This window comes from Flavobacterium sp. PL02, assembly GCF_035013205.1.
Taxonomy (GTDB): domain Bacteria; phylum Bacteroidota; class Bacteroidia; order Flavobacteriales; family Flavobacteriaceae; genus Flavobacterium.
This window is the reverse complement of the sequence record NZ_JAYGJP010000008.1, coordinates 157,337-181,958: the sequence shown is the minus strand read 5'-3', so window position 1 is coordinate 181,958 and position 24,622 is coordinate 157,337. Positions and strand designations below refer to the sequence as shown.

Here is a 24,622-nt window from a genome sequence, read left to right as displayed (position 1 = left end):
ACCTATTTATTTTTTGATTAAAATACTTTTAAATGCTTACTTTTAGAAAATATAATAAAAAATCCTGTAAATAATCTTTACAGGATTTTTTTTAGAGTCTGGTTAATTACAATTGTACTGCTTATTTCCCTATTAATGTTCTCTCTCAGGCACAATAAATTATTAAATCATTTAATGTCAATATTATCTAATCATTTAAAAAGGAGGATAAAATTATATTTAATTATTATGAATAGTATTATTTATAGAATAACAATTATTTGCACATTATTTGTTGCGTTCGGATGTAAAAATGAATCTACAAAAGAAGCATTTAAAAACAATGCTTTGAGTATAGGGAATATAGAATTAGTGGAGATTAAAGATACATTAAGACTTGACTATAATGGAGATGACTTAGGTGAAGATATTGATTTTGGTAAAAATGAATCTCAATATAAATCATTATTGTTTAAGAAAATTTCCTTAAACAGTGAGAGTTCTGGTGATTTTAAAAAACTAGGATATAATGATAAAAAGGAATTTGAATGGATAAAAATAAAAAAAAGAATCAATTTGAATTCAAATTATAATACAGTAATACTTTCAACTCTAGAGTCAGTTTACACATTATTAAATTATAATTCAAAAGACGAACTAATAGACTTTCTAGATTTATCAAAATTCAATCAACAAATCTGTCAATGCACATCCAAAGTATATATAGACAAAAAGGGTGTTATTCATTGTCAAATTGAATCAGGCAAGCCTTTTCATCCTTATGTTAATTATAAGGTTAATGATAAAGGGAAATTTGAAATTGTCGATCAGTTTACCCCTCCTAATGAAGAAAAAATGTCAGCTACAGATAGGCTCGAATATATTATAAAAAAAACAACTCCAGTCAGTGACAATGTAAATTTAAAATCATACTTAGAATCAGATGAGTTTACTACTTCAAACACTACATTTATTGATGAAAAGGATGTGGAAAATATCTTATTTTCTAAAAGCCATTCAAGCGATGTGTACAAATTGTTTCATGACTCAATTGGAGAATATACTGATGATGATAAAGGCATAAATGTTTTAGGTAAAGTTTCAAATGGAAGTAGTTTACTACTAATTTGTAATTTAAGTAGGGCTGACCAAATTGGTATTATATTTATACTAAACAAAAATCACGAAATTACAGATTATAAAATTTTTAGTAGTGATCATCCGTCTGCTGATGAAAGTATATCAGGTTTGGTAAAAGAATAAAACACTACTTGATTATTTTTAAAGAAAAACATAGTTCAAAAATGTTACCACGAAATATTATGTTTCTAAGAAATTCTGAAAAGATCACATTTAAATATTATAACTCTAGAAAAACTAAAAAATCCTGTAAACACTATTTACAGGATTTTTTAGTTTTGGATTGAATGAGTTACAAGCAAATACCGTATTTTTCGGATTCGATTTTCAGGTTTACCAATAAACATTTGAAAAAAATAGAGATCTACAATTGATTCTTTTCCTTCAAATGGTAAATCACAATTAATAATTAGATACTTTAACAAGATTTACATCTTATTGTCATACTAATCCTATTTTTTATTTAAATTTGAAATTCATCTTTAGCATTTTTATATTATGATGGCACGACTCTTTCCCTTGTTTTTTCTTTTTCTTTCTATTAATATTCATTCTCAGTCTTCAACACAAGAACTGATTGATAATTTAAATAGCATTAACGATAATCAGAAAAAAGTAGAGTTGTGCCGCAAAATAGCACTAAACCTTCAAAATTCTGATTGGGACAGAGCTATTAAGTATATCGAATTAGCCGAAGCAGAGGCAAAAAAAGCTAAAGAATCAGAACTCACTTTGGCTTCTGTTTATACTACAGCAGGCAAAATGTATTCTTCTAAAGAGGTCTTAGATATTGCTTTACAATACTACTTAAAAGCGTATGAGATTTATAAAAATAACGGTAATCATGAGGAAGTATCTAAAGTAGAAAACAATCTTGCGATTATTTATGCGCAAGGAAAAAACAAAGAAAAAGCATTAAAATACTTTTTAAATGTATATCGCTATCAAAAGACTAAGAACGATCCTGTTAAGCTTGTAAAAATTTTAAATAATATAGGTACTACTTACTTAAGTAAAAATTTAGACTCTTCTTTGTATTACTATCACAAAGCCGATTTAATAAATGCGACCATAAAAGATAATGTTTTAAAAGTCTATGTCAACACCAATTTAGCCCGAACTTATGTTTTAAAAAATGATAAAACACATGCTGACTATTATTTTGATCGCGCTTTTTCTCTATTAAAAGAGCCTGTTGATAATTTAATACAAGCTTTTGTCTATGAATCTTATTCTGATTATAAGTTAAAAGAAAAAAATTATGATGCTGCAATTGTAAATGCAAAAAAGGCATTAGAATTATGTAGTGAAAATGAATATACTTTTTCGGTTTTAAACCTCAACAAAATGCTTTATCAAGTATATGTAAGTAAACAGGATTATAAAAATGCTGTCCATTATTTTGAAAAATATAATGCGATAAATGATAGTATACATGTAGAAGAAAAGGCAGTAAACCTAGAAAAAATAAAGCTAGAACAGGACTACAAAGTACGCGCCCAAATAAAAACACTTATTGAAGAAAAGAAATTATTTAAGTACTCTGTAGTTGGATTGATATTAGTTGTCGGCATATTGATTTTAATTATTTTTTTGATAAAATACAGAAACAGGAATATCAAAAATCAACTCGAAAAAGAGAAATTAAAAACAAAGATGCAAGCCTTAAAGCAAAACCTGGATGCCAAAAATAAGGTTCTCATAGGGAAAGCTATGGCAGAAATACATCGCACAGATAGCATTAACGAAATCCTTACCGACCTTAAACAGATTAAACTCAAAACTATTAATAAAGAAATGCAGCAAGCTATCGATATAGTATTAAAGCGTTTGGAAAAGAATTTGAATATCGATATCTGGAAAGAATTTGAAATCAGTTTCGAGCAGGTTCATCAATCCTTTTTTGACAAATTAACTGTCGATTATCCCACACTTACTCCAAAAGACCGCAGATTGTGCGCCCTTTTATATCTGGATTTAAGCACAAAAGAAATTTCTCAAATAACGGGGCAATCTTTCAAATCGATCGAAAATGCCCGTACAAGACTTCGCAAAAAGTTTGATTTAACCAATGAAAAAGTAAATCTTTCTACTTATCTAAACACATTTTAATCTGATTTAACGAAACATTAAATAAAAACTAATTCACTGATTTATTTATACTTATAAATTTATGAGTGTTTTTTTAGTGACCGTTTTTTACCTCAGAGTGTTTTTGTAATAGTCCTTTTTTATCAAAAACACCTACCTCCGTTCTACATTTACGAAAGCGATGTAAATAAATCTAGTAATGAATCGGAAGAAGAAAAATGCCCCTCCTAAAAAAAGTTTAGAAGAGCTTTTAGAAGAAACAAAAGCAAAAAAGAAAATCCTCTTAAAGATTCTGAAGAAAATAACAAATGAAGATTCTGAGAATCAACTTCCTAATTGATTTTTCGAAAGTGCTTTATGGTTTGCTATTAACCATAGAAGCATAATGACTATTAACCAAACAAACTCTAAGTATTAATTTTAAATTTAAAAGAATGAATCAAATTTACTTCAAAACCAGGTATTTGTTTATTTTGTTAAGTTTCTTTGCCTGTTCCGTCGGAATGGCTCAGTCACCTTTTCAAAATATCAAAAATGATGGCGTGAAAACCGCCTTGGGAGCACCTGACGAAACAAAGGAACAAGTTTCTAAAAAAACTAGCGATCCTAATTCTAATCAGGATAAAGATGCCAATAATCTCTTCATGCCAAAAGAAGAAATTATAAATGGCAAAGAACTTTCTGCTACAGAAAGTGAAGCTGTGACAAAACAAGTACAACAAAGTCAAAAGTTATTTGTAGAAAAACTAACTAATGCTACTGAGAAAACAAATCCGCAAGACACAGTTCGCACAAAGGTTAAGTCTTTTGCAAAATCTTCAAATTTAACTGTGAAAAATTTATTTGAAGTTAAAAAAGGAGATTTTGATTTATCAACATCTGATAAAATGCAATTAAAATCAATTTCTAATAATCATGGAAGAACTCTCGCCACTTATCAGCAATTGCATAACTCTGTTCCTGTAGAAGGTGCAATTTATAAGGTTAGAGAAAATAAAACTAAGATTGATGCATTTGGTTATACAGCTAAAAAATTGTCTGCAAACAGCAATTATAAAATAAATGCTGCAACAGGTTTAGAAAATGCACTTAGAACCGTAAATGCGAAACAATATATTTGGGAAAGTAAAAAATTAGGTGCTTTACTGGACAAAAAGATAAGCGCAAAACCACAAGGGGAATTAGTTTATGTTGGACCTAACTTTTCTTCTGAACTAAAGGAATATTACCTAGCGTGGAAATATGATATTTTTGCTACCAATCCGCAATCTAGCCAGACAATTTATGTTGATGCAAATACTGGAAAAATAATCCTTACTATAGATTTAAGTCGAGATGCTAAGATTTCAGGTCAAAGCCAAACCCAAAGCTTGGGTAAAGGTAAATCACGATATGCTGGTGAAGTAAGTTTTAATACCAAGCAATATGCTGATGGATACAGATTAGAAGGGTTGCAAGGGAAATACAATGTTCCGATGTATACTATGAACATGAATCATGCAAATCAGGCTTCAGATGAAGTGATTACAGATTTTATTGACGAAGATAACATTTGGAATGAACTGCATAATAAAGATAATGATGAGGTTGCATTAGATATTCATTGGGGTATGCAAAAAACCATAGAATATTATGGTGACAGATTTAACCGAAATAGTATCGATGACAAAGGAATGACAATTATTGGTCTTGCACATTTAGGCACTAACGTCGAGAATGCTTCCTGGACTGGTGGTTGGGCACAATTTGGAGATGGTTATAACACGCCTTATGTTGGTTTAGGGATTACTGCACATGAATTAACTCATGGAGTAACACGTTTCACGGCTGGATTAATCTACCAAGGAGAATCAGGTGCAATGAATGAATCTTTCAGCGACATCTTCGGTGTAGCTGTTGAATTTTATGTTGGAAAAGACAAAAAAGAAGATATTTGGATGTTGGGTAATGAGCTTTACACACATGGCAGTATGAGAAGTATGTCTAATCCTAAAGCTCAAGGGCAACCTGACACTTACGGAGGGGTAAATTGGGCAAATCCAGCAAACGTTAGTTACGACAATGGAGGTGTACATATTAATAGCGGAATTACAAATTACTGGTTTTACCTTTTAAGTGAAGGTGGCCAAGGCGTAAATGACCTTAATAACAGTTACGACGTTAAGGCTATTGGTCTTGCTAAAGCTGAGCAAATAGCCTATTTAACTCTTACGGAGTATTTATCCCCTTCTTCTAACTTTAACGATATGCGTCAGGTAACTTTGATGGTTACTGAAGATTTATACGGATTGGGTTCTGAAGAATACAAACAAGTTACCAATGCCTGGTATGCTATTGGTATTGGAGCTCCTTATACAGATACACAAATAGCTCTTGTGGCGGTTGAAAAACCTTCTGTTGCTTGTGGTTCCTTAAAAGGGGATGAACCATTTTATATTAAAATAAAAAACACAGGGACTACTGTAATCAAAGCAAATGACCCCTTAAATTATAAATTGAGATTAATGACTGCGGGTTTTGGTGGAAGGTTTAATACTATTTACACCAACAATAATGCTATTAATCTTGATAAAGATCTGGGAATTGGTGAAGAAACGACTATAAAAATTCAAGATAAACTTCCTTACATAATAAGTCCGACTACCGTAAATTATGTAGAAATTAAACTAGATTTTAAACCTATTGCAGAGTTTGGTACAAAAGACGGCATATCTTTTATTGCAAGTTTAGTCGTTCCTCCAGCGCAAAAAGATTTCGACATTAAACTTGTGGGATTAAATCTTCCAGCGTATTCAGGCGAAGCATTATCAGCAAGTCATCCATTAGCTATTACTATTTACAATTTAGGCTGCCAGGATATACCTGCTGGGGCTCAGCTAAAAGTAGGATATCTTAATACACTTTCAGGAAATCAAACTATCTGGAAAGATATTACACTAGCTACTGCTTTTAAAGGAAACTCAGAAATGACAATTTCTTTTGATGGTACTATCGATTTATCTGCAGCTGGATTGCATACGTATGAAGCTTTTGTGACCTATAGTCAAGATCCAGTAACAACTAATAACAGTACGACAAATGCAGTTTACAATGGACTTGTAACTCAATTACCATATTATCAGGATTTCGAAAAAACACCAGGAGGTTGGTTTTCAAAATCAATACTTACAAATCAAAAATTTGTATGGCAACAGACGTCTGTTATTTCATTTAGAGATACAAAATCGAAATATTTGTGGGGTACTGTAACTTATGGTACATCTGAAAAAATACCTACAAATGCTGATTTTACTTTAGAATCTCCAATATTTGATTTTACAAACATTATCTCTCCGTATGTTGAGTTTGATATGATCCATTTGTTTTCTAAAGGATATGACGGACTAATTGTGGAGTATTCTGAAGATAAAGGTCAAAACTGGAAAAAAGTGACCGGTATTGATTATCCAGAAAATTTACACTACAATGATTTAGTAACAGGACCATGGTTTAGCGGAATTAATAATGCTACTGATAAAAAACCATATGCTATCCGTTTAAATGAACTTGCTGGTAAAAAAGCTGCAATCCGTTTTAGAGTAGTTACAGATAAATATAATAGCAATTATTTAGGTGCTTTTATAGACAATATTCGTGTGAGTAATGCCCCTTATGATTTAGAAGTTATAGCTGCAAACTTAGATGCTGGCACCTGTACTATTAACAATGATAACATAACCATAAAGACTAAGATCATTAATAATTTCAGAACTACTAATGAGCAAGTTAATGTTACAGTAAAAATTCTTGATAATGAAAAAAATGAAGTTTTTTCAAAAACCGAAAAAACAACATTAGCATTTACTAAATATAGAGATACACTAACCTATTCTATTTCAAATATTAATTTAAAAAGCATAGGCCAAAATACTGTTACAGTTTCTGTTTTTCCTGAAGATATGGCTCTGGATGTTAAACCTGAAAATAATTCTATCACATTTGGCTACGACAATTGGAACAATGAAGATATGAAAGTAGCAGTACTTCCCTATACAATGGATTTTGAAGATGTAACCAAATATAAAGGATGGAGAACGTCTGAAAACAAAAATGCTACAGGCTGGCAACATGGATTAGGTAAAGATTTACGTTCTCCAGCGTGGCAAGTAGCAGACCATACAAATTTTATGGCGAGTAATGATGATAAATGTAATTGTGACTCATCAAATGATATGTTGATCTCACCTGTGTTCGATTTAAGTAATTACAAAGAAGCACATTTAATATTTGATGGTTTTGGAGACGGGCTAAGAGATTCTGACGGATATGTAAAAGTAAGCACAGATGGAGGTGGAACCTGGGAAACAATATTTAAAATGCCTTATGTTGCTAATTGGATAGAATATCATGTGAATTTAAGCCCTTATGCAGGAAATCCTTGTGTTCTTGTAGCATTTGTACATGATGATAACGGATTATTTGCTAATGGTTTTGCAGTAGATAATATTAAAATTAAAGAAACAGCAGATTATTTAGAGCTGTCTAATTTAAGTGTAGCCGAAAATGTTTATGAAGATGCACCTTCACATGAATTTTATATAAGTGCAAGAAATTCATCATACGCTAATATTGGCAACGTTTCTATCGAATATCAAATCACCAAAAATGGTGCTGCAGTGGGAGAACCAATTCTGTTGGAAAAAAATAGCCCGCTATTGCAATATCAAACTCTTGTTTATAAAATAAATGGTATTCCACAGCTTCCAGCTGGAAATTATGAAATTAACGTAAAAGTATTTACAGACGGACAACCAAAGGCTCTGATAGAAAGTCTTACAAAAGCTTTTGAAGTTATTACAAAGGCTCCAGACTTAAACATTGAAACTTTCTCAACTATACCTGAAGGAGTGTTATTTGGTACAAAAGGATTCGTTTCAAGTCAAAGTGATAGAACTTTTCCATGGGGAGTAGTAGTTAAACCTGATAATAAATACTTAGGTATTCCTGTTAAAGATCATACAGGAGATGCTGCTGCAAAAATGCTTTACCACCCGTTAGAAAATGGATCTAACTATGGAGATTTAATCCTCCCTATGTATAAGTTACCTGAAAGTGCAACTGCTATGGAGTTTTATTACGCAATCGAAAGTAATGCCAACAATACCTTTATTGTAGATGTTAAAACTGTAGGAGGCGAATGGAGTGAAGCATGGAAAACCACTAAAGAAGTAATGAATTCAGATAAAGAATGGCAAAAAGGAGTTGTGAATTTAGATAAATATAAAGGAAAATCTATCATGCTACGATTTAGACATTCGTTGACAAGCGGTTATTCTTATATGGTGCTTGATGATTTAAAAGTAATCACTAACCCTATTCTAGATGTATCAGTACAAATATTGTCTCCAAAAGATGTATGCGGAGGATCTGAAGTTAAACTGAAGTTAACCAATGAAGGGCAAACTCCAATTAATGGAAATGCAATTCAACTAAATTTAGAATATATCAATACGCTTGAAAGTATTTCAGAATTTGTTGAAGCAGGAATCCCTGTTGGCGAAAGCATCGAATATATTTTCAAAAAACAGCCTAAACTTGATACAAGCGGTGACTCTCATGTATTCAATATTAATGCTAAATTAGATAATGATGCTATTCCAAATAACAACGAAATAAAAAATTATATATATCAGGAGGTATCATCAGATTTCAAAATATTTGACACCTCAACAATACATGGATATGCTGGTAAAAAGCTGTACATCGATGCTCAAACTAATTTTAATGCCAATAAACTAAATGTTACTTCCTACAAATGGAACACAGGGGATGTTACTAATGGTATTGAGATAAATAAAGCGGGTGATTATACTGTAACAGCAGTAATGAAAAATGGATGTACACTTACAGAAACTATAACTGCAACATTTGATACTTTCGAATCTGATTTAGCAAGTGGAAATGTTTGTGGTCCTGAAGTTGTATTATCTCCGGGAGATTACAAATCGTACGAATGGTTTGATGGCTCAACAGAACCAACTTACACTACAACTAAAAGTGGAGAATATTATGTAACTGTTTATAATGAAAATGGCATTGGTAAAACTTTTAGTACTACCATCTCAATTCTTGAGAACATTACACCAGAAATTCAGGTAGTTGCTGATAAAAAGTTAACCGCTTCAGCCGATGCTGTTTCGTACCAATGGTTCTTAAACGGAAGACCTATACCAAATGCAACTGAAAAATCTATAGTTACAATTTGGGAAGGAGATTATAGCCTACAAGTGACCAATAATAATGGATGTAATAGTATTTCAGCTCCGTTTGATTCAAAAGGTATGCTTGTTGGAAAAATAACAAATGCTTTTAGGGTATTCCCTAACCCAGCAATTGATATTGTAAATATCTTCTTGGCAGATAAAGTTGAAGGAGAAGCACAAATCAATATTTATGCAATCGATGGTAAAGCTGTGTGGAGTAAAACATATACAAGTATTCCGTCTAATATAAATGTAAGCGGATTAGCTCCTGGAGTTTATGTTTTAGACTGCAATGTACAAGGCAAGAAATATACCGCAAAGATTGTTAAGAACTAACAAATTTACAGATAAAACTATGGTAACTCTCCCTTTGAGAGTTACCATTCTTAAAACAACAAATATGAAAAAATATATGTTAATTATATGTACACTTTTTTTAGGTGTACCTATTATGGCTCAAAACCAAAAAGTTAAACTAGGTGTAAAAGCGGGTTTAAATATCGCTAGTCTTAATTTTGATGAAAGCGAATTGAACTCATCTAGTAAAACAGGATTTACAGGAGGGATTATGGTTGAAGTTCCTATAGCGAAAAACTTTGCGTTACAGCCAGAATTATTGTACAGTCAGCAAGGAACAAAGGTTTCTTTTTCTGATAGCGATGTAACAAACTCTAACTATAAAAGCACTATTAAATTGAACTATTTAAATATTCCGCTTATCCTAAAATATTATGTCCTAGAAGGATTAAGCATACAAGCTGGTCCTCAGATAGGAATACTCCTAAAAGCAAATAATAAATACCAAGATAATTTTTTAGGCTATGAGAATCATGACAATTTTAACTTAAAAGAATATTCAAGTGGTGTAGATACTTCTTTAAATTTTGGTTTGGGTTATCAATTTAAAGATAAATTCTATGCCGATGCGAGATATAATATTTCTTATTCTAATGTCTTTAAAGAAAGTGATGTAAATTATTTCATTAACAATGACATGAAAAATAGAGTTTTTCAAATATCGATTGGTTATTTTTTTAAATAGAATTAGTATTCTTTATGCCTTTCTAAAAGCCACTCCCGCAAAGAGTGGCTTTTTATATAACTATATGTAAATATTTTGAGACCAAGATAGATTCTATCTAAAAACAAAAAAATCCTGTAAACAATGTTTACAGGATTTTTTGTTTGTGGAGTCGATAGAACTAAAATCGAACACCTCATCCCCTTTCAACTTTTTTTGATAGCTTCAAATATTGCATTAAAAAATAAAACGGGTAATTCTACGTGGATGTAAGATTATATTTTGGGCTAGATTTATTACTTAAACCAAAAAAGTCTTCAAATCATGCAAAACAATGAAAATTCACTCATTCCAATCGGATGGGTTGGCGGATTTCCACCAACGGGTTCACCTATGTTATATCCAACCCGAGATCTTTCCTCTTTACCAATGTTAGGTAATATGGATAATATTAATTTTTTACAACGTCAGCTCGGTGTAAAATGGCCAGAGTTTAGTTGGGAAACACAAAAAGGCAGTCCTAATCCGAAAAGATGTTATCAGCAATTTGCGCCATATATTTCCAGAGCCGGTTATACTGATGAAGGAAGAGTATATTCTGTTATCTGTCCTCAGCAAGGAGTCTGGCTTAAAGATGAAATTTGTATAAATGTAGAGGTTACTGTTACCGGACAAAGAGGTTGGGTTAACGAAGTGACAAAAGAAATTGCAATAGACATGACAGTTGAAGGCAAAATTTGGTTAACACCAAATGAAAAACAAGGCGATAAGATAAAAGACGTTTGGCCTCTACTGGAGTATAGTTTTCCGAAATTTCCATTGAATAAAGAAAATGCAATAAGAGTTACTACGCACAAACAGAATGATCCTAATCAACCTATTTTTGAAGTGATACACGGATTAAATCCTGAATTCTCTAATCCGACGTTTGCATTACATAATGATGAAGCATTTGCTACAGCCTACCTTGCAGTTGAAATTGGAGATATTAAGTTAACAAAAGACAAAATAGTTGATGATTTTAATCAATTAATAATGAAAGCATTTAATCTTGGTTCAGGAAATATGCTTCAGGCAGGAAATACTTTGTCATGGAATCTTTGGTTCACAGAACCGGCTTTGGTAAATAAGGAAGAGTGGAAAAATCACGCTGAATTTTGGAGAAAATCTATCGATGTACATCATCGTTCTCCTACCGGAAATGGTGGTGATGCCAAATATTTTGACGGAACTTTATTTAACCCTGAAGCAAATGCAGTAGACGAAATAATTATAGATATTATCAACTATATTGAAAAAAATCTTTAGGCCGTTATAATTTGTTTAATAGTCTCTGTTATTATACCTAAATCAAACACTTTACAAAAAAAAGAATTTATAAATATGGTATTCGATAGCAATTTGTACAATCAAAACAACATCTGTTGAACACCTACAATGAGAAGCGTTCTTAATCATTACTCATTGATAGTAAAAAATACCTGGTATAAAAAAAGGGAAGATATATTTAAATATCTTCCCTTTTTTGTGGAGTCGCCGAGAATGGTCATCTAAAGACATTAATAATAAAAATAGCACTTATGTAATCTTTGTATAATAAAAAAGCACTTTATGGAATCGAACAAGCCTATAATTTTAGGAATCGTAAGCTGGAAGAAAGCAGTTTCTTGTCATTTATACCCAATTCGAGTAAAAGATTTTACCAAGTTCGCAGTGGTTAATTACGATAAATGGGATATTTGAGACGCAGCCTGTTCTTTAGGCTATCAGCTAAATGTTCCTGCGTAAAAAGTATTAGTTCGCAAGTTTGAATAAAATTGGTATATGGAGCTTAATAAAGCTGCACAAGACATGAAACACTTCTAAATCTCCGCAGTTTTGTACATTTAATAAAGTTAAGATTACTATAAAACTTTTGCTAAATAATCTAAAAAAAGATTTTTAAAAATTATAAAAAAGTCTTTAATATTATTTCAAAAATCCTATATTTTACAGTAGCTAACAGTAAATTGAAACAATTTAACTAGTTGATTATCAAATAATTACATGTTGTATGAAAATTATTCTGTTTTTGTCCCTTTGTTAAAAACTAGACCCAATTGTGAATAAGTATGACTTTTATTTCTGACTAAAATACGCAATCTTTGTATTATAAATAACAAAGCCATAGTCTACGAAACTATGGCTTGTTTAAAATCATTTTTTATGAACTTGCGAAGTCCTAAAAACTGGTTAACTATTTCATTCATTATCCTTAACATGTTAAACGCGCTAGAAATAGTATTGCGACTTACAAAAGGTTAATAAATAGCTCCAGTTTTATAACCCGTCTATAAGGCGGGTTTTTTATTATGACAAATATATGTAATGTAAATTAATTATGTATAAAAAATACGTTTTAAAATTATTAACAAAAAGTTTATAAGTATGTAAACAGTAGTAAATAAGGAGCATGAACACCACTTATACATTCTTTTTATAATTATTATATGATGTTTAAACGAATTTAAAAATCAGGAGATTTTTCCATAATCTGATTTCGATTAACTTCTTTTACAACTTTGGCATACCGTAATGTCATTATTTTAGATGTATGTCCATATAATTCACGAAGTGCATCCAGTTCAAATCCAGCTAGTATTTTTTTATTTGCTTCTAGATGTTTTAAAGAGTACATATTTACATTCATATTTAATCCATCTATAACTAATTTTCGCCATAATTTAGAAGCGTAATCTCTATTTAATTTTCTTGGACCAGGAATAAAGTCGATCTCTTTTTTTAAACCTCGTTTGGAAAACTCACGTTTGGAACCGAAAACAAAAAAATCTTGGTTATTCATTTCTTCAAAATAGGCTTTTAAAAACGAATTTAACGGAACGATTCTTTCAATATCTGTTTTAGTTATTTCAGGTGGTAGTATGATTTGGATTTTTTTTAAATCAATCATCTTTAGCTGGATATGAAGTAATTCTTCGAGTCATATTCCTGAATTCTGAAATTTAAAAAATAATTATTCTGAATTGGAAAGTCTTAAAAACCGAAGAAGATTACAATAAAGCCATTTTACAACTAATCGTAATTTTCCACATGAACCCAATACACCTGAAGATGATGAACTTGGGACTTTAGGATTATTAATTAAAGAATATGAGGATAAAAATCACCCAATACCTTAAAAAACATCTTACAGAAAGCAACAGACGGAAATAATTATGATAGGTGTTAAAACCAATAATTCAGAAAAAACATCAACTAATGTTTAATTAAACTACAAAAAATTAAGCAACTTGTCAGTATTATAAATATTCATTACCTCTGTAGAAAAATGAAAAAAATTAACATTTTAGTTACCGAAATGCTTAACGAAACATCTAGCAAAAAAATAAGTAAAATAAGAGATAAAATAATCCAGTTAGTCAATTCTTATGAAAATAAAAAAATCAACATTGATACATGGAAAAATTCTGTTGAATATCGAATTGAGAATCGAGGTTTAGAAATACCAAGAAACGTAAATGATATTATAGAAATTATAAATATTGTGAGAATACTTGAATTATCAAAAGATAATTATTAACATAAAAAAAATCAACCAAATTGTCAACTAAAAACAAAAAAATCCTGTAAACAATAAGTTTACAGGATTTTTTGTGGAGTCGCCGAGAATCGAACTCGGGTCCAAACAAGCAACTAAAGAGCTTTCTACACGTTTATTTCCTGATTGGATTTTCGTTGTTAAGCTAGGTCAGGAACAACCACTCAACACTTATCTTCTTAATTTCGAAATCCACCCGAAGCTCATGGAAATCTAGGTTTATTTTTACGGTTCCCCTGTACTGACCGCCACAAACCAAGGCTTTCAAGGAGAATCCAGCTTTCCTATCTGATAGGAACGTGGCTTAATCTTACTATAATTCGGATTATGCAGCTAAAGCGTAGTTATTTTCGCCGTGTAAAATTGTAAGATCTTATATTTACGAGCAAGGTCTCAATGCTCGACGTGCTTACTGTTCAATTCGACTTGCTGTCAAAACCAGTCGACCCCATTTCTTTTTCAATAAAAAATTGAGATTGCAAAATTACGCTTTTTGAACCATCATTTGACATTAATTATCAAAAATATTTATTTCAATTTTTATGCCAAATCTATTATTACAATTTATTATTCTATCTCCTTAAAAACAAAAGGGTAATCTCCAAAAATTGGTGCCAGTTTACGAACCGCATATGTTTTACGAGTAAACTTATTAGACAAAGCTATAATCGTAACATTTTCTTTTTGCAATGTTATATACGATGAGGTATTACCATGCCACCAGCCATTATGAAAATAAAAGTGTTGTCCTGAGTACCAATTAATCATTCTGATACCAAGCCCATAGTTTTTCTCGCCTTTACGTTCATTACTATATCCTTCGTAAACTTCCTTAAGTAATGCTGGTTTTAAGAAACCTGGAGCATTTCTGGCTCTGTCAAATTTTAATAAATCACGAGGCGTAGAATAAACATTTTTATCTCCGTAAACGGCATCTAGATAATCGATTCCTATTTCGACATTATTTCCTTTATAAGACGGAACGGCAGTTTTTCTGTCTTTGTCAATATCAAAAACATAACTATGTGTCATACCCAATGGCTTAAAAATCATCTGAGACATTGCATCTTTATACTTAAGCCCAGTAATTTTTTCGATAATTAGTGCCAACATAGCATAATTGGTATTACAGTATGTAAAACGTGTATCGGTTTTATACTCTAAACCAATATCTTTTGTAGCCATTATATTTAAGATGTCCTGATTGGTTAACTGGTTGTGTCTGTCCCAAATCGATTTATCTCTATCTGTAAAATAAGCATAATTACGCATTCCACTTCTATGGTTTAACAGCATTCTTACTGTTACATCTGGATAAGGAAATGTTTTTAAGATTGTATTTACTTTCTGATCCAAGTCAATTTTTCCAGCGTTAACCAATTTTAAAACTGCAGTTGCTGTAAGTACTTTACTTACCGAAGCAATATGCAACGGCGTATCTTTATCTATCTCTGTCTTTTCGTTTTTATTTGCATAACCCTCGTATTTTTCATAAATAATCTCACCATTTCTTGCTACCAAAAAACTTCCGTTCATGGTATTGTTTGGCCAGTTTCTATTATAAAAATAATCGACTCTGTTTTTTATAGCTGTTACATAATTTGCAGGCAGTTTTTTTTCCTGAAGCATTGGCTTCATTTTAGGGAGTGTATCTTCTACTGTATCGGCTGTGGTTGCATTTGTATTTTTATCTTTTCCGCAAGAGCTTAAAACTAAAATAACGAAAAGGATTTGTGGTATATTTGCTTTTTTAATGAAATTCATGTGTGGGATTCTAGGAAAACAAATATATAGAATTGAATACTTTTGTTTATTTGTGTTTTTGAAGCAAATTTCCAGATTTTAACACAGTTTTAAGCTTGATTTTCGTCAGGCTATTGAACATCAGGTTTTAATAAATTTGATTTCATTTTTTTTCAAAAAAAACAACAAAATTTTAACTATATTTGTTATATTTAAAACAAATTTAGGTAAAAAAGTTATATTAATACAATATTTAAACAGTAATAAATGAAGTTTGGAATTATAAAAGAAAGAAAAAACCCACCAGACAGGAGAGTTGTATTTACTCCAAGTGAGCTGGTTCGACTTAAACAACTTTATCCTGAAGCTACTGTAGCAGTAGAAAGTTCAGATATTAGAATTTTTACAGACGTTCAATACCAAAGTTTAGGTATAACAGTTACCGATGATGTTTCGGACTGTGATGTACTATTTGGAGTAAAAGAGGTTCCTATTGAGAGTTTAATTCCAAATAAAGCTTATTTTTTCTTTTCACATACTATAAAAAAGTCACCTGGCAATCGAAAACTATTGCAAGCTATTTTAGAAAAAAATATCGAATTATATGACCATGAAACAATAGTAAATTCTCAGAATAACAGACTAATTGGGTTTGGTAGATATGCCGGAATCGTGGGGGTATATAATGGTATTCGTGCATTTGGAATTAAATTTGAATTGTTTAAATTACCAAAAGCGGAAACTTTATCTGGAAAAGAAGCACTAATTGCTCATTTAAAACGCATTACTTTACCACCTTTAAAATTTGTAATTACCGGATCTGGAAAAGTAGGTAATGGTGCTAAAGAAATTCTTGATGCCATTAAAATAAAAGAGGTAACTATAGATAATTACTTAACCAAAAATTATACTCAGGCTGTTTATGTACAACTTAACGTATTGGATTACAACAAGCGTAAAGATGGACAAGTTTTAGATTATACCGATTTTTACGAACACCCTGAAGAATACGTTTCTGATTTTGAAAAATATACCAAAGTAACTGATATTTATTTCACAGGACATTTTCATTCGCCTGCTGCTCCAGTAATATTAACTAGAGAAATGCTTCAATCTAAAGATTGCAAGATAAAAGTGGTTGCCGATATTTCATGTGATGTAAATGGTCCTATCGCCTGTACGCTTCGTGCATCGACAATTGCGGAACCTATATATGGTTATTTCCCTGGAGAAGACAAAGAAGTTGATGTTTTTCATCCTGCTGCAATTGTAGTAATGGCTGTAGATAATTTACCTTCTGAAATTCCTAAAGATGCCAGTGAAGGCTTTGGTGAACAATTTATGGAACACGTAATCCCTGCCTTTTTTAACGGTGATAAAGATGGTATCCTACAAAGAGCCAAAATGACCGAAAACGGAAAGCTTACGCCACGTTTTAGTTATTTACAGGATTATGTGGACGGAAAATAATTGTGAATTATAAATTGTGAATTGTTAATTATCCTTTGTTTGTCTAGAGAATAACCCAATATTGTCACCCTGACGAAGGAAGGGTCTCCGCAAGTAGCTCCACAATTAAAACCCACTGTTCAAGATGCATTATAGAGAGATCCCATTCTTCGGAGTGTCAATTTTAAAAGAAATACTGTATCTAAATAAACATAAGTTGCCCTTCGACTCCGCTCAGGGTGACAGAAAAACAAAACCCCTGCAATCTGATTGCAGGGGTTTATTTTTACATAAAAGTTGTAGAGCTACTTGCGGAGACCCTTCCTTCGTCAGGGAGACAACATTGCGGTTACCATCCTTGGCAGATTAGAAACCTAATTAACAATTAACAACTAATCATCAATAATTATTTAAGGCTTCCAACCATATCTTCTGGTTTTACCCAAGCATCAAAATCTTCTGGTGTTACATAACCTAAACGAACTGCTTCTTCTTTAAGTGTTGTTCCGTTTTTGTGTGCTGTTTGAGCAATTTCTGCCGATTTGTAGTATCCGATTTTAGTATTTAATGCTGTTACTAGCATTAATGAATTGTCTACTAATTCTTTGATACGTTTGTAATTTGGCTCAATACCTTGTGCACAATGCTCATCAAATGAGATACAAGCATCTCCTAATAAACGTGCCGATTGCAAGAAGTTTGCAGCCATTACTGGTTTAAAAACATTCAGTTCATAGTGTCCTTGCATTCCTCCTACCGAAATTGCAACATCGTTCCCCATAACCTGAGCACAAACCATTGTTAATGCTTCGCATTGTGTTGGGTTTACTTTTCCTGGCATGATAGATGAACCTGGTTCGTTTTCTGGAATGATGATTTCTCCAATTCCTGAACGTGGTCCTGAAGCTAGCATACGTACATCATTTGCAATTTTATTTAATGAAACTGCTAATTGTTTTAATGCTCCATGAGATTCTACAATTGCATCGTGTGCTGCAAGTGCTTCAAATTTATTCTCAGCTGTTACAAATGGGTGTCCTGTAAACTCTGCAATATATGCTGCCACTTTTACATCGTATCCTGCTGGTGTATTTAATCCTGTTCCTACTGCTGTTCCTCCTAAAGCAACTTCTGATAAGTGTGCCAAAGTGTTTTTAACGGCTTTTATACCATAAGTTAACTGTGCAGCATATCCTGAAAGTTCTTGTCCTAATGTAAGTGGTGTTGCATCCATAAGGTGGGTACGACCAATTTTTACAACACTTTTATATTCTACCGCTTTTGCGTGAAGTGTATCTCTTAATTTTTCTACTCCTGGAATAGTAATTTCAACTACTGCTTTGTAAGCTGCAATGTGCATTCCTGTTGGGAAAGTATCGTTTGATGATTGTGATTTGTTTACATCATCATTAGCTTTGATGAATTGCTCTCCTTCGCCGATTTCAAATCCTTTTAAAACTTGTGCACGGTTTGCAATTACTTCGTTTACGTTCATGTTACTTTGTGTACCTGAACCTGTTTGCCAGATTACCAACGGAAATTGGTCGTCTAGTTTACCTGCTAAGATTTCGTCGCAAACTGCTGCGATTGCATCTCTTTTTTCGACTGGTAAAACACCTAAATCATGGTTTGCATAAGCAGCTGCTTTTTTTAAGTAAGCAAATCCTTCTACGATTTCTTTTGGCATCGATGCTGATGCGCCAATTTTAAAATTGTTTCTAGAACGTTCTGTTTGTGCTCCCCAATATTTTTCTGCAGGAACTTGCACCTCTCCCATGGTGTCTTTTTCTATTCTGAATTTCATTTTAATGTATTTATGTGTGTTATTATATAAAAATTCGTGTAAACTGTAAAACTATCACTTAAAACTATCATCGCAAACTAGATTTCTAGCCCAGATGGAAGCGGCATCCTTTTTTGGGTCTTTTTTCGGACCAAAAAAGATATAGCGGACAGCTGGAAATAGCTCCTAAACCAAATTATGAGCTTATCTTTTTAAAACTGACCTCAAAAATACGGATAATTACTTTTTTATAAAAATTGATTTAGTTTTTTATTGGTAAGAAAAAATATTAGACCTACATTTGTGGCTACATTCAAAAATTCCGGAAAACATGTTTGAATTTTCACAGTATTTAGGCTTTTTACTTTTCTTAACCATTCTAACTATAGGGTTTTGGTTAATGTTCTTCTTGGTAGGTTTCGTTCAATATTGGATTGGTGGAGCGCTATGGGAAATGTACAAAGAAAGAAAAGCAAAGAAAGAGCAATCAATTTAAAATTAATTTGATTACTACATAAAAAAAGGACCCGTTTACACGAGTCCTTTTTTTTATTTACGAGGTTTCCTTATCCAGGAAACTCTCCTCCTCCATCATTACCTTCATTTTTAGGCCCTTGTTTTTCTCTTTCGTTTTTAGGCTTATTGAATCTATATGTAAATGAAAGATTGAACTGTCGCTTACGAAATTGCATTTCGCTATATGAATTTACATTATCTAGATATGTTTCTGTTTTCATAATTCTTGAATTGAATACATCACTTACATTAAAAGCAATTGTTCCTTTATCTTTCAAGACATCTTTACTAAAAGCTAAATTTAATCCAAACTGCCCTAAGTTTTTACCTTGTGCTGTTTTTTGCGCTCCATTATACATAGCTGTAGTTTGCCAGTCGATTTTGTATGGTAAAGTTATTCTTGAACTTATACGGGCAAACCATGATGTTGCCTCGTTATCAAAATTTTCTGTGATTGCTAAATTGTTGATATCTGTATAAGTATAATCTCCTGTTGTATTAAGATTATAAAGATTAAAATTGGTATTTAATTTCCACCATTTAAAAGGGGTATAGTTTACTGTGAATTCATAACCAATCTTTTGTTGTTTTCCTAAGTTAATCGGAGTACTTAAAATAACTGGAATTCCATCAACATTATCTCCTGTTTGTAATCTTACGAATGTAAATACATCGGTTGTGTTTTCATAATACAAGGAAGTATTAAAAGTTACTTTATCCCAACGTTTTATATAACCTACATCATATTTATCGGTAAGCGAAGGATCTAAATCTGGATTTCCTCTAAAGATATTGATATTACTGGCATAATTTGTAGCTGGATTCATGAAACGTCCTCTTGGTCTGGAAATACGCTTACTGTAACTTATAGAAAGGCTACTGTTATCTGATATTTCATAATTAAGAAATGCACTTGGAAAAAGATTATTATATTTCTTATTATTAAAATTATTGGTGTCCAATAAATTTACATCAATATTACTGTCTTCCCAACGTAATCCTAAAAGGTAGGAGAATTTAGTCTCTTTAATTTTTGACCCAAATTGTGTATAAAGCGCATTTATTTTCTCTTTATAAACTAATGTATTCGACAAGAAACCTTGGATTGGATTTCCTTGATCGTCAGTATTTACATTGTATACGTTATCTAAATCATTGAAATTCCCTTTATAACCAGCCTCAAACTGACTTCCTTCTCCAAATGGCAATACATAATCTGCCTGGATCTGAAATTGTTTCTGAACCTGATTGTTTAATGTTGTATTAAAATTTGGTGAACCTGTGATTGTACCATTACTATCATCATTATTTTTAGAAATAGATATATCTCCAGTCAATTTATGTCCTTTATCATTAAAGTTTTTAATCAAGTTTGATGTAAACTCGACATTATCACTAGCTATATTAGTATTACTTAATCTATAAGATGATCCTGTATAATCATGATTTACATCAAAATTATTGTAGTCAATCAGGTCTTTATCTTCTCCGCTATTTTTTTGATAATTAACAGCGTTTGTCCAAAATATTGTTGGAGTAATTTCCCACTCTGCCCCCACTCTGGCATTAAAGCCTTTTCTTAATCTTTTGGTATCTCTTAGTTCATCAAGATAACTTTTAATAGATCCGTCTGGATTTAAATACTCAGAATTTGTTGAACCACCACCTTCAGTTGTTCTGTAACTGTATCCTGCAGTTGTAAAATAGTTTATTTTTTTAGTTTTATAATTTGCATTTGCACTTACTCCGTAGGTTTCTGGAATTCCTGTTGAAGCTATAAAAGTTCCGTTAAATCCTTGATTTTTCCCTTTTTTAAGAATAATATTTATTAATCCTGAACCTCCTTCGGCATCATATCGTGCTGATGGATTTGTGATTACCTCAACTTTATCAATTGCATCGGCTGGGATTTGACGCAATGCTTCGGCTACATTTATAGCATTTGAAGGTCTTCCGTCTATTAAGATTCTAATATTATCACTTCCTCTTAAACTTACATTTCCTTCGGTATCTACAGAAACTGATGGTACATTATCAAGAACATCACTTACTGTTCCTCCTTTTACAATCATGTCCTGACCTACATTATATACTTTTTTGTCAAGTTTAATTTCTACTGTAGATTTCTCGGCACGAACCACAACTTCATTAAGTTGGTTGGCATCTTCGGATAAAGCAAATTGTCCTAAATTGATATTCTCAGCAATATTTTTCTGTTTGATTTCTATTACCTTAAATGAAATAAACTCAATTTTAATATCATAAACCCCAGGAACAGCATCTACGCTAAATTCTCCTTTGTTATTGGTGATTCCTCCTGCAAGTGCTTTTGGATTTTTGGTATTTACCAAAGTAATTGTAGCATATTCTAGCGGTTGGTTTGTCGTTTTCTCGACAACTTTACCAGTAACTTTTACTTTTGCTCTTTGCCCTTCTGGTTGTTGGGCAAAGCTGAGCATGCTTGTAAAAAGACATACAAGCATGATGGTTAATTGATTTTTTTTCATTTTTGGTAGTTTCTATTTGGCTTTTAGACTGCAAATGTAACTGTAGGTTTAAAATGAAAAATCATAAAAATATGTTAACAACCCTCTTTATAATGTTTCTAAAAAAGGTTTTAGCAATTCTAAATCTCTACCGATAATAGCTTTCCCGTCTTTAACAACAATAGGTCTTTCGATTAAGATAGGATTATCGACCATAGCTTGTATAACTTCAGTATCGGTCATTGTTTTATTCTTGAAGTTCTCTATCCAGATTTTTTCTTTAGTTCGAACTAACTCTATCGGTTTTAAATCTAGTTTATGAAGCAATTCTTTTAATGCATCAAATGAAGGAGTTTCGGTAAGATATGGGATTATCTCAAAGTCTTGTTTTGTATTCTCGATAAAAGCCAGACAATTTCTTGATTTCCCGCAACGTGGGTTGTGATATATTTGTATCATTTTTATTTTTTTAAAGAAGTAAACGTATTTGAAATAAAAAAAGGTAAATTAGTGCTAGCAAAAATAAGATTTATGCAATAAATCAAAGTACTATTTTAAATTAAAAATACATGTTTCTAGAACAAGGAGTTAAAGAAAAAAACAAATTTTGGAGATATTTATTAGGTTCCGTCTTTATAATAACCGCATCTTTTGTTGGTCAAATTCCGCTTACACTCGGCATATTATATCAAACTCTCGTAAATAAAACACCTTACCCAACGAGTGAAGCTGGTATGATGAAGATTTTTGAATCGAATATGACCTTATTTCTTATCTTGATTTCGTTTGCATTTGCCTTGGCAGGAGTTTACTTTGTGGTACGTTATATACATCATCAAACTTTTTTATCGGTTACTACTTCCAGACCAAAAGTAGATTGGAATCGTATTCTATTTTCATTTACTCTTTGGGGAATTATTACTGCTGTACTAACAGTTTTGTTTTATTATCTAAGTCCTGAAGATTTTGTAATTAATTTTAAACCTATTCCGTTTGCCATTTTATTTATAATAGGAACTCTTTTAATTCCTATCCAGACTAGTACCGAAGAATATGTTTTTCGTGGATATTTAATGCAGGGATTTGCAAATCTAGCCCGAAACAAATGGTTCCCGTTACTAATGACTTCGACCATATTTGGGGTAATGCATATTTTTAATCCCGAAGTGTCTAAAATGGGTTATATCGTTATGGTATATTACATTGGGACAGGATTATTTTTAGGAATTATTACTTTAATGGATGAAGGTATAGAACTGGCATTAGGTTTTCATGCTGCCAATAATCTAGTAGGCGCACTATTGGTTACTTCGGATTGGTCGGTATTCCAAACTCATTCGGTTTTTAAAGATATCTCAGAACCATCTGCTGGCGCAGATATTATCTTGCCAGTAATTGTTATTTATCCTATCATGCTATATATTTTTAGCAAAAAATACAACTGGACGAATTGGAAAGAAAAATTAACGGGTGAAATCGTTACTGAAAATAAGTCTGAAACTATTAAACTATAACCAAACTCAAATGTCAAAAATAACATATAAAAACGTCCACAATTTCTTCAAATTAAATGGAGACCATTTTAATGGAGAAGACTTATCTCAAATAGCCTATAGTTTCGTTAAAGAAGGCGAAGCTTATGAAAGAGCTATTGGTGAGTTTATCTTAGATTGGTTTGATGAGAAATCTTATATCGAGATAACTACTTCGGGAACAACTGGAGCTCCAAAAGTGATTCAGTTAGAAAAACAAGCCATGATTGAGTCGGCACTTGCAACGGGTGATTTCTTTGATTTACATCCCGGAGATAAAGCATTACATTGCTTGCCTACTCAATATATTGCTGGAAAAATGATGATTGTAAGGAGTTTAATTCTTGGACTGGATGTCGATTTTGTTGCTCCTAGCCTGCATCCTCTTACAAACAACAATACCAAATACGATTTTGTAGCAATGGTTCCTTTACAGGTTCAAAATTCATTACCTGCGCTTAAAAATGTAAAAAAACTTATTGTAGGTGGCGCTGCAATGGATGCTACGCTTATAAAAAGTGTATCTAAGCTAAAAACTAAGGTGTACGAAACTTACGGCATGACCGAAACGATTACTCATATTGCTGCCAAACAAGTTGGAGAAAAGGCTTTTACCGTTTTACCTCATGTACAAATATCTCAAGATGATAGAAATTGTCTTGTTATAAATGCGCCTACAATTTCTAGCGAAACAATTGTAACCAATGATATAGTCGAGCTAATAAACGACCATCAGTTTGTCTTTTTAGGAAGAATTGACAATGTCATTAATAGTGGCGGAATAAAATTAATTCCTGAGCAAATAGAAGAAAAACTTTCGGGTAAAATAGATACCAGATATTTTGTAATCGGTGTTCCTGATACGGCTTTGGGCGAAAAATTAGTTTTGGTTATCGAAGGTGAAAAACATACTATCGACAATGCAATCTTTGACAATCTAGATAAATATCAAAAGCCAAAAGAAATCATTTTTGTTCCTAAATTTAAAGAGACTGAAAACGGAAAAATCATCCGCAAGAAAAGTTATCTATACAATTTATAA

General features: G+C 31.9%; 14 protein-coding genes, 1 other RNA gene and 2 pseudogenes. 11 read left to right on the top strand and 6 right to left on the bottom strand.

What is annotated here, in order from left to right; translation table 11 throughout:
* Window positions 1-228: 228 nt before the first annotated feature.
* The 6 genes and pseudogenes from SHI72_RS19310 to SHI72_RS23625 all read left to right on the top strand — a co-directional run.
* A complete protein-coding gene (locus SHI72_RS19310; protein ID WP_323491081.1) occupies window positions 229-1,242 on the top strand; it encodes a hypothetical protein in 1,014 nt (337 codons plus the stop codon).
* Window positions 1,243-1,617: 375 nt separating this feature from the next.
* Window positions 1,618-3,231: a tetratricopeptide repeat protein gene (locus SHI72_RS19305; protein ID WP_323491080.1), complete on the top strand. Its 1,614-nt coding sequence runs from the start codon at window positions 1,618-1,620 to the stop codon at window positions 3,229-3,231.
* Between the two features lie 413 nt (window positions 3,232-3,644).
* Window positions 3,645-9,788, top strand: coding sequence for a M4 family metallopeptidase (locus SHI72_RS19300; RefSeq protein WP_323491079.1), 6,144 nt, complete (start codon window positions 3,645-3,647; stop codon window positions 9,786-9,788).
* Between the two features lie 64 nt (window positions 9,789-9,852).
* Entirely contained in the window at window positions 9,853-10,494 is a 642-nt protein-coding gene (locus SHI72_RS19295) for a porin family protein (RefSeq protein ID WP_323491078.1), read from the top strand.
* A gap of 303 nt (window positions 10,495-10,797) precedes the next feature.
* Complete coding sequence (locus SHI72_RS19290; protein WP_323491077.1) at window positions 10,798-11,781, top strand: hypothetical protein; 984 nt, start codon at window positions 10,798-10,800, stop codon at window positions 11,779-11,781.
* A 250-nt stretch (window positions 11,782-12,031) separates the two neighbouring features.
* Window positions 12,032-12,288 (top strand): annotated as a pseudogene (locus tag SHI72_RS23625) (DUF3109 family protein); the annotation flags it as partial.
* 691 nt (window positions 12,289-12,979) lie between these two features.
* Here the strand turns inward: SHI72_RS23625 and SHI72_RS19280 are convergent.
* Window positions 12,980-13,438 (bottom strand): annotated as a pseudogene (locus SHI72_RS19280) (tyrosine-type recombinase/integrase); the annotation flags it as partial.
* 363 nt (window positions 13,439-13,801) lie between these two features.
* On the opposite strand from SHI72_RS19280, the gene SHI72_RS19275 reads away from it, so the two are divergent.
* Window positions 13,802-14,053 carry a hypothetical protein gene (locus SHI72_RS19275; RefSeq protein WP_323491075.1) on the top strand — a complete coding sequence of 84 codons (252 nt, stop codon included), beginning with the start codon at window positions 13,802-13,804 and terminating at the stop codon, window positions 14,051-14,053.
* A 71-nt stretch (window positions 14,054-14,124) separates the two neighbouring features.
* Here the strand turns inward: SHI72_RS19275 and ssrA are convergent.
* Window positions 14,125-14,521, bottom strand: a transfer-messenger RNA (tmRNA) gene (gene ssrA, locus SHI72_RS19270).
* 117 nt (window positions 14,522-14,638) lie between these two features.
* Complete coding sequence (locus SHI72_RS19265) at window positions 14,639-15,835, bottom strand: serine hydrolase domain-containing protein (RefSeq protein WP_323491074.1); 1,197 nt, start codon at window positions 15,833-15,835, stop codon at window positions 14,639-14,641.
* A 246-nt stretch (window positions 15,836-16,081) separates the two neighbouring features.
* Here SHI72_RS19265 and SHI72_RS19260 point away from each other — a divergent pair, with 246 nt between their 5' ends.
* Complete coding sequence (locus SHI72_RS19260) at window positions 16,082-17,284, top strand: NAD(P)-dependent oxidoreductase (protein ID WP_323491073.1); 1,203 nt, start codon at window positions 16,082-16,084, stop codon at window positions 17,282-17,284.
* 385 nt (window positions 17,285-17,669) lie between these two features.
* On the opposite strand, the gene fumC is transcribed toward SHI72_RS19260, so the two are convergent.
* The gene (gene fumC, locus SHI72_RS19255) at window positions 17,670-19,067 is read right to left on the bottom strand and encodes a class II fumarate hydratase (protein ID WP_039115986.1); all 1,398 of its coding nucleotides are present in this window, start codon (window positions 19,065-19,067) and stop codon (window positions 17,670-17,672) included.
* A 310-nt stretch (window positions 19,068-19,377) separates the two neighbouring features.
* Here fumC and SHI72_RS19250 point away from each other — a divergent pair, with 310 nt between their 5' ends.
* The gene (locus SHI72_RS19250) at window positions 19,378-19,542 is read left to right on the top strand and encodes a hypothetical protein (RefSeq protein ID WP_035621077.1); all 165 of its coding nucleotides are present in this window, start codon (window positions 19,378-19,380) and stop codon (window positions 19,540-19,542) included.
* Window positions 19,543-19,612: 70 nt separating this feature from the next.
* Here the strand turns inward: SHI72_RS19250 and SHI72_RS19245 are convergent, their stop codons facing one another.
* Window positions 19,613-22,069: an outer membrane beta-barrel family protein gene (locus SHI72_RS19245; protein ID WP_323491072.1), complete on the bottom strand. Its 2,457-nt coding sequence runs from the start codon at window positions 22,067-22,069 to the stop codon at window positions 19,613-19,615.
* A gap of 87 nt (window positions 22,070-22,156) precedes the next feature.
* Window positions 22,157-22,507, bottom strand: a complete 351-nt coding sequence (gene arsC / locus SHI72_RS19240; RefSeq protein WP_323491071.1) for an arsenate reductase (glutaredoxin) — start codon at window positions 22,505-22,507, stop codon at window positions 22,157-22,159.
* A 110-nt stretch (window positions 22,508-22,617) separates the two neighbouring features.
* Between arsC and SHI72_RS19235 the strand changes: the two genes are divergently transcribed.
* Window positions 22,618-23,562: a CPBP family intramembrane glutamic endopeptidase gene (locus tag SHI72_RS19235; protein WP_323491070.1), complete on the top strand. Its 945-nt coding sequence runs from the start codon at window positions 22,618-22,620 to the stop codon at window positions 23,560-23,562.
* Between the two features lie 10 nt (window positions 23,563-23,572).
* On the top strand, window positions 23,573-24,622 hold the full coding sequence (locus SHI72_RS19230; RefSeq protein WP_323491069.1) for an AMP-binding protein: 1,050 nt from the start codon (window positions 23,573-23,575) through the stop codon (window positions 24,620-24,622).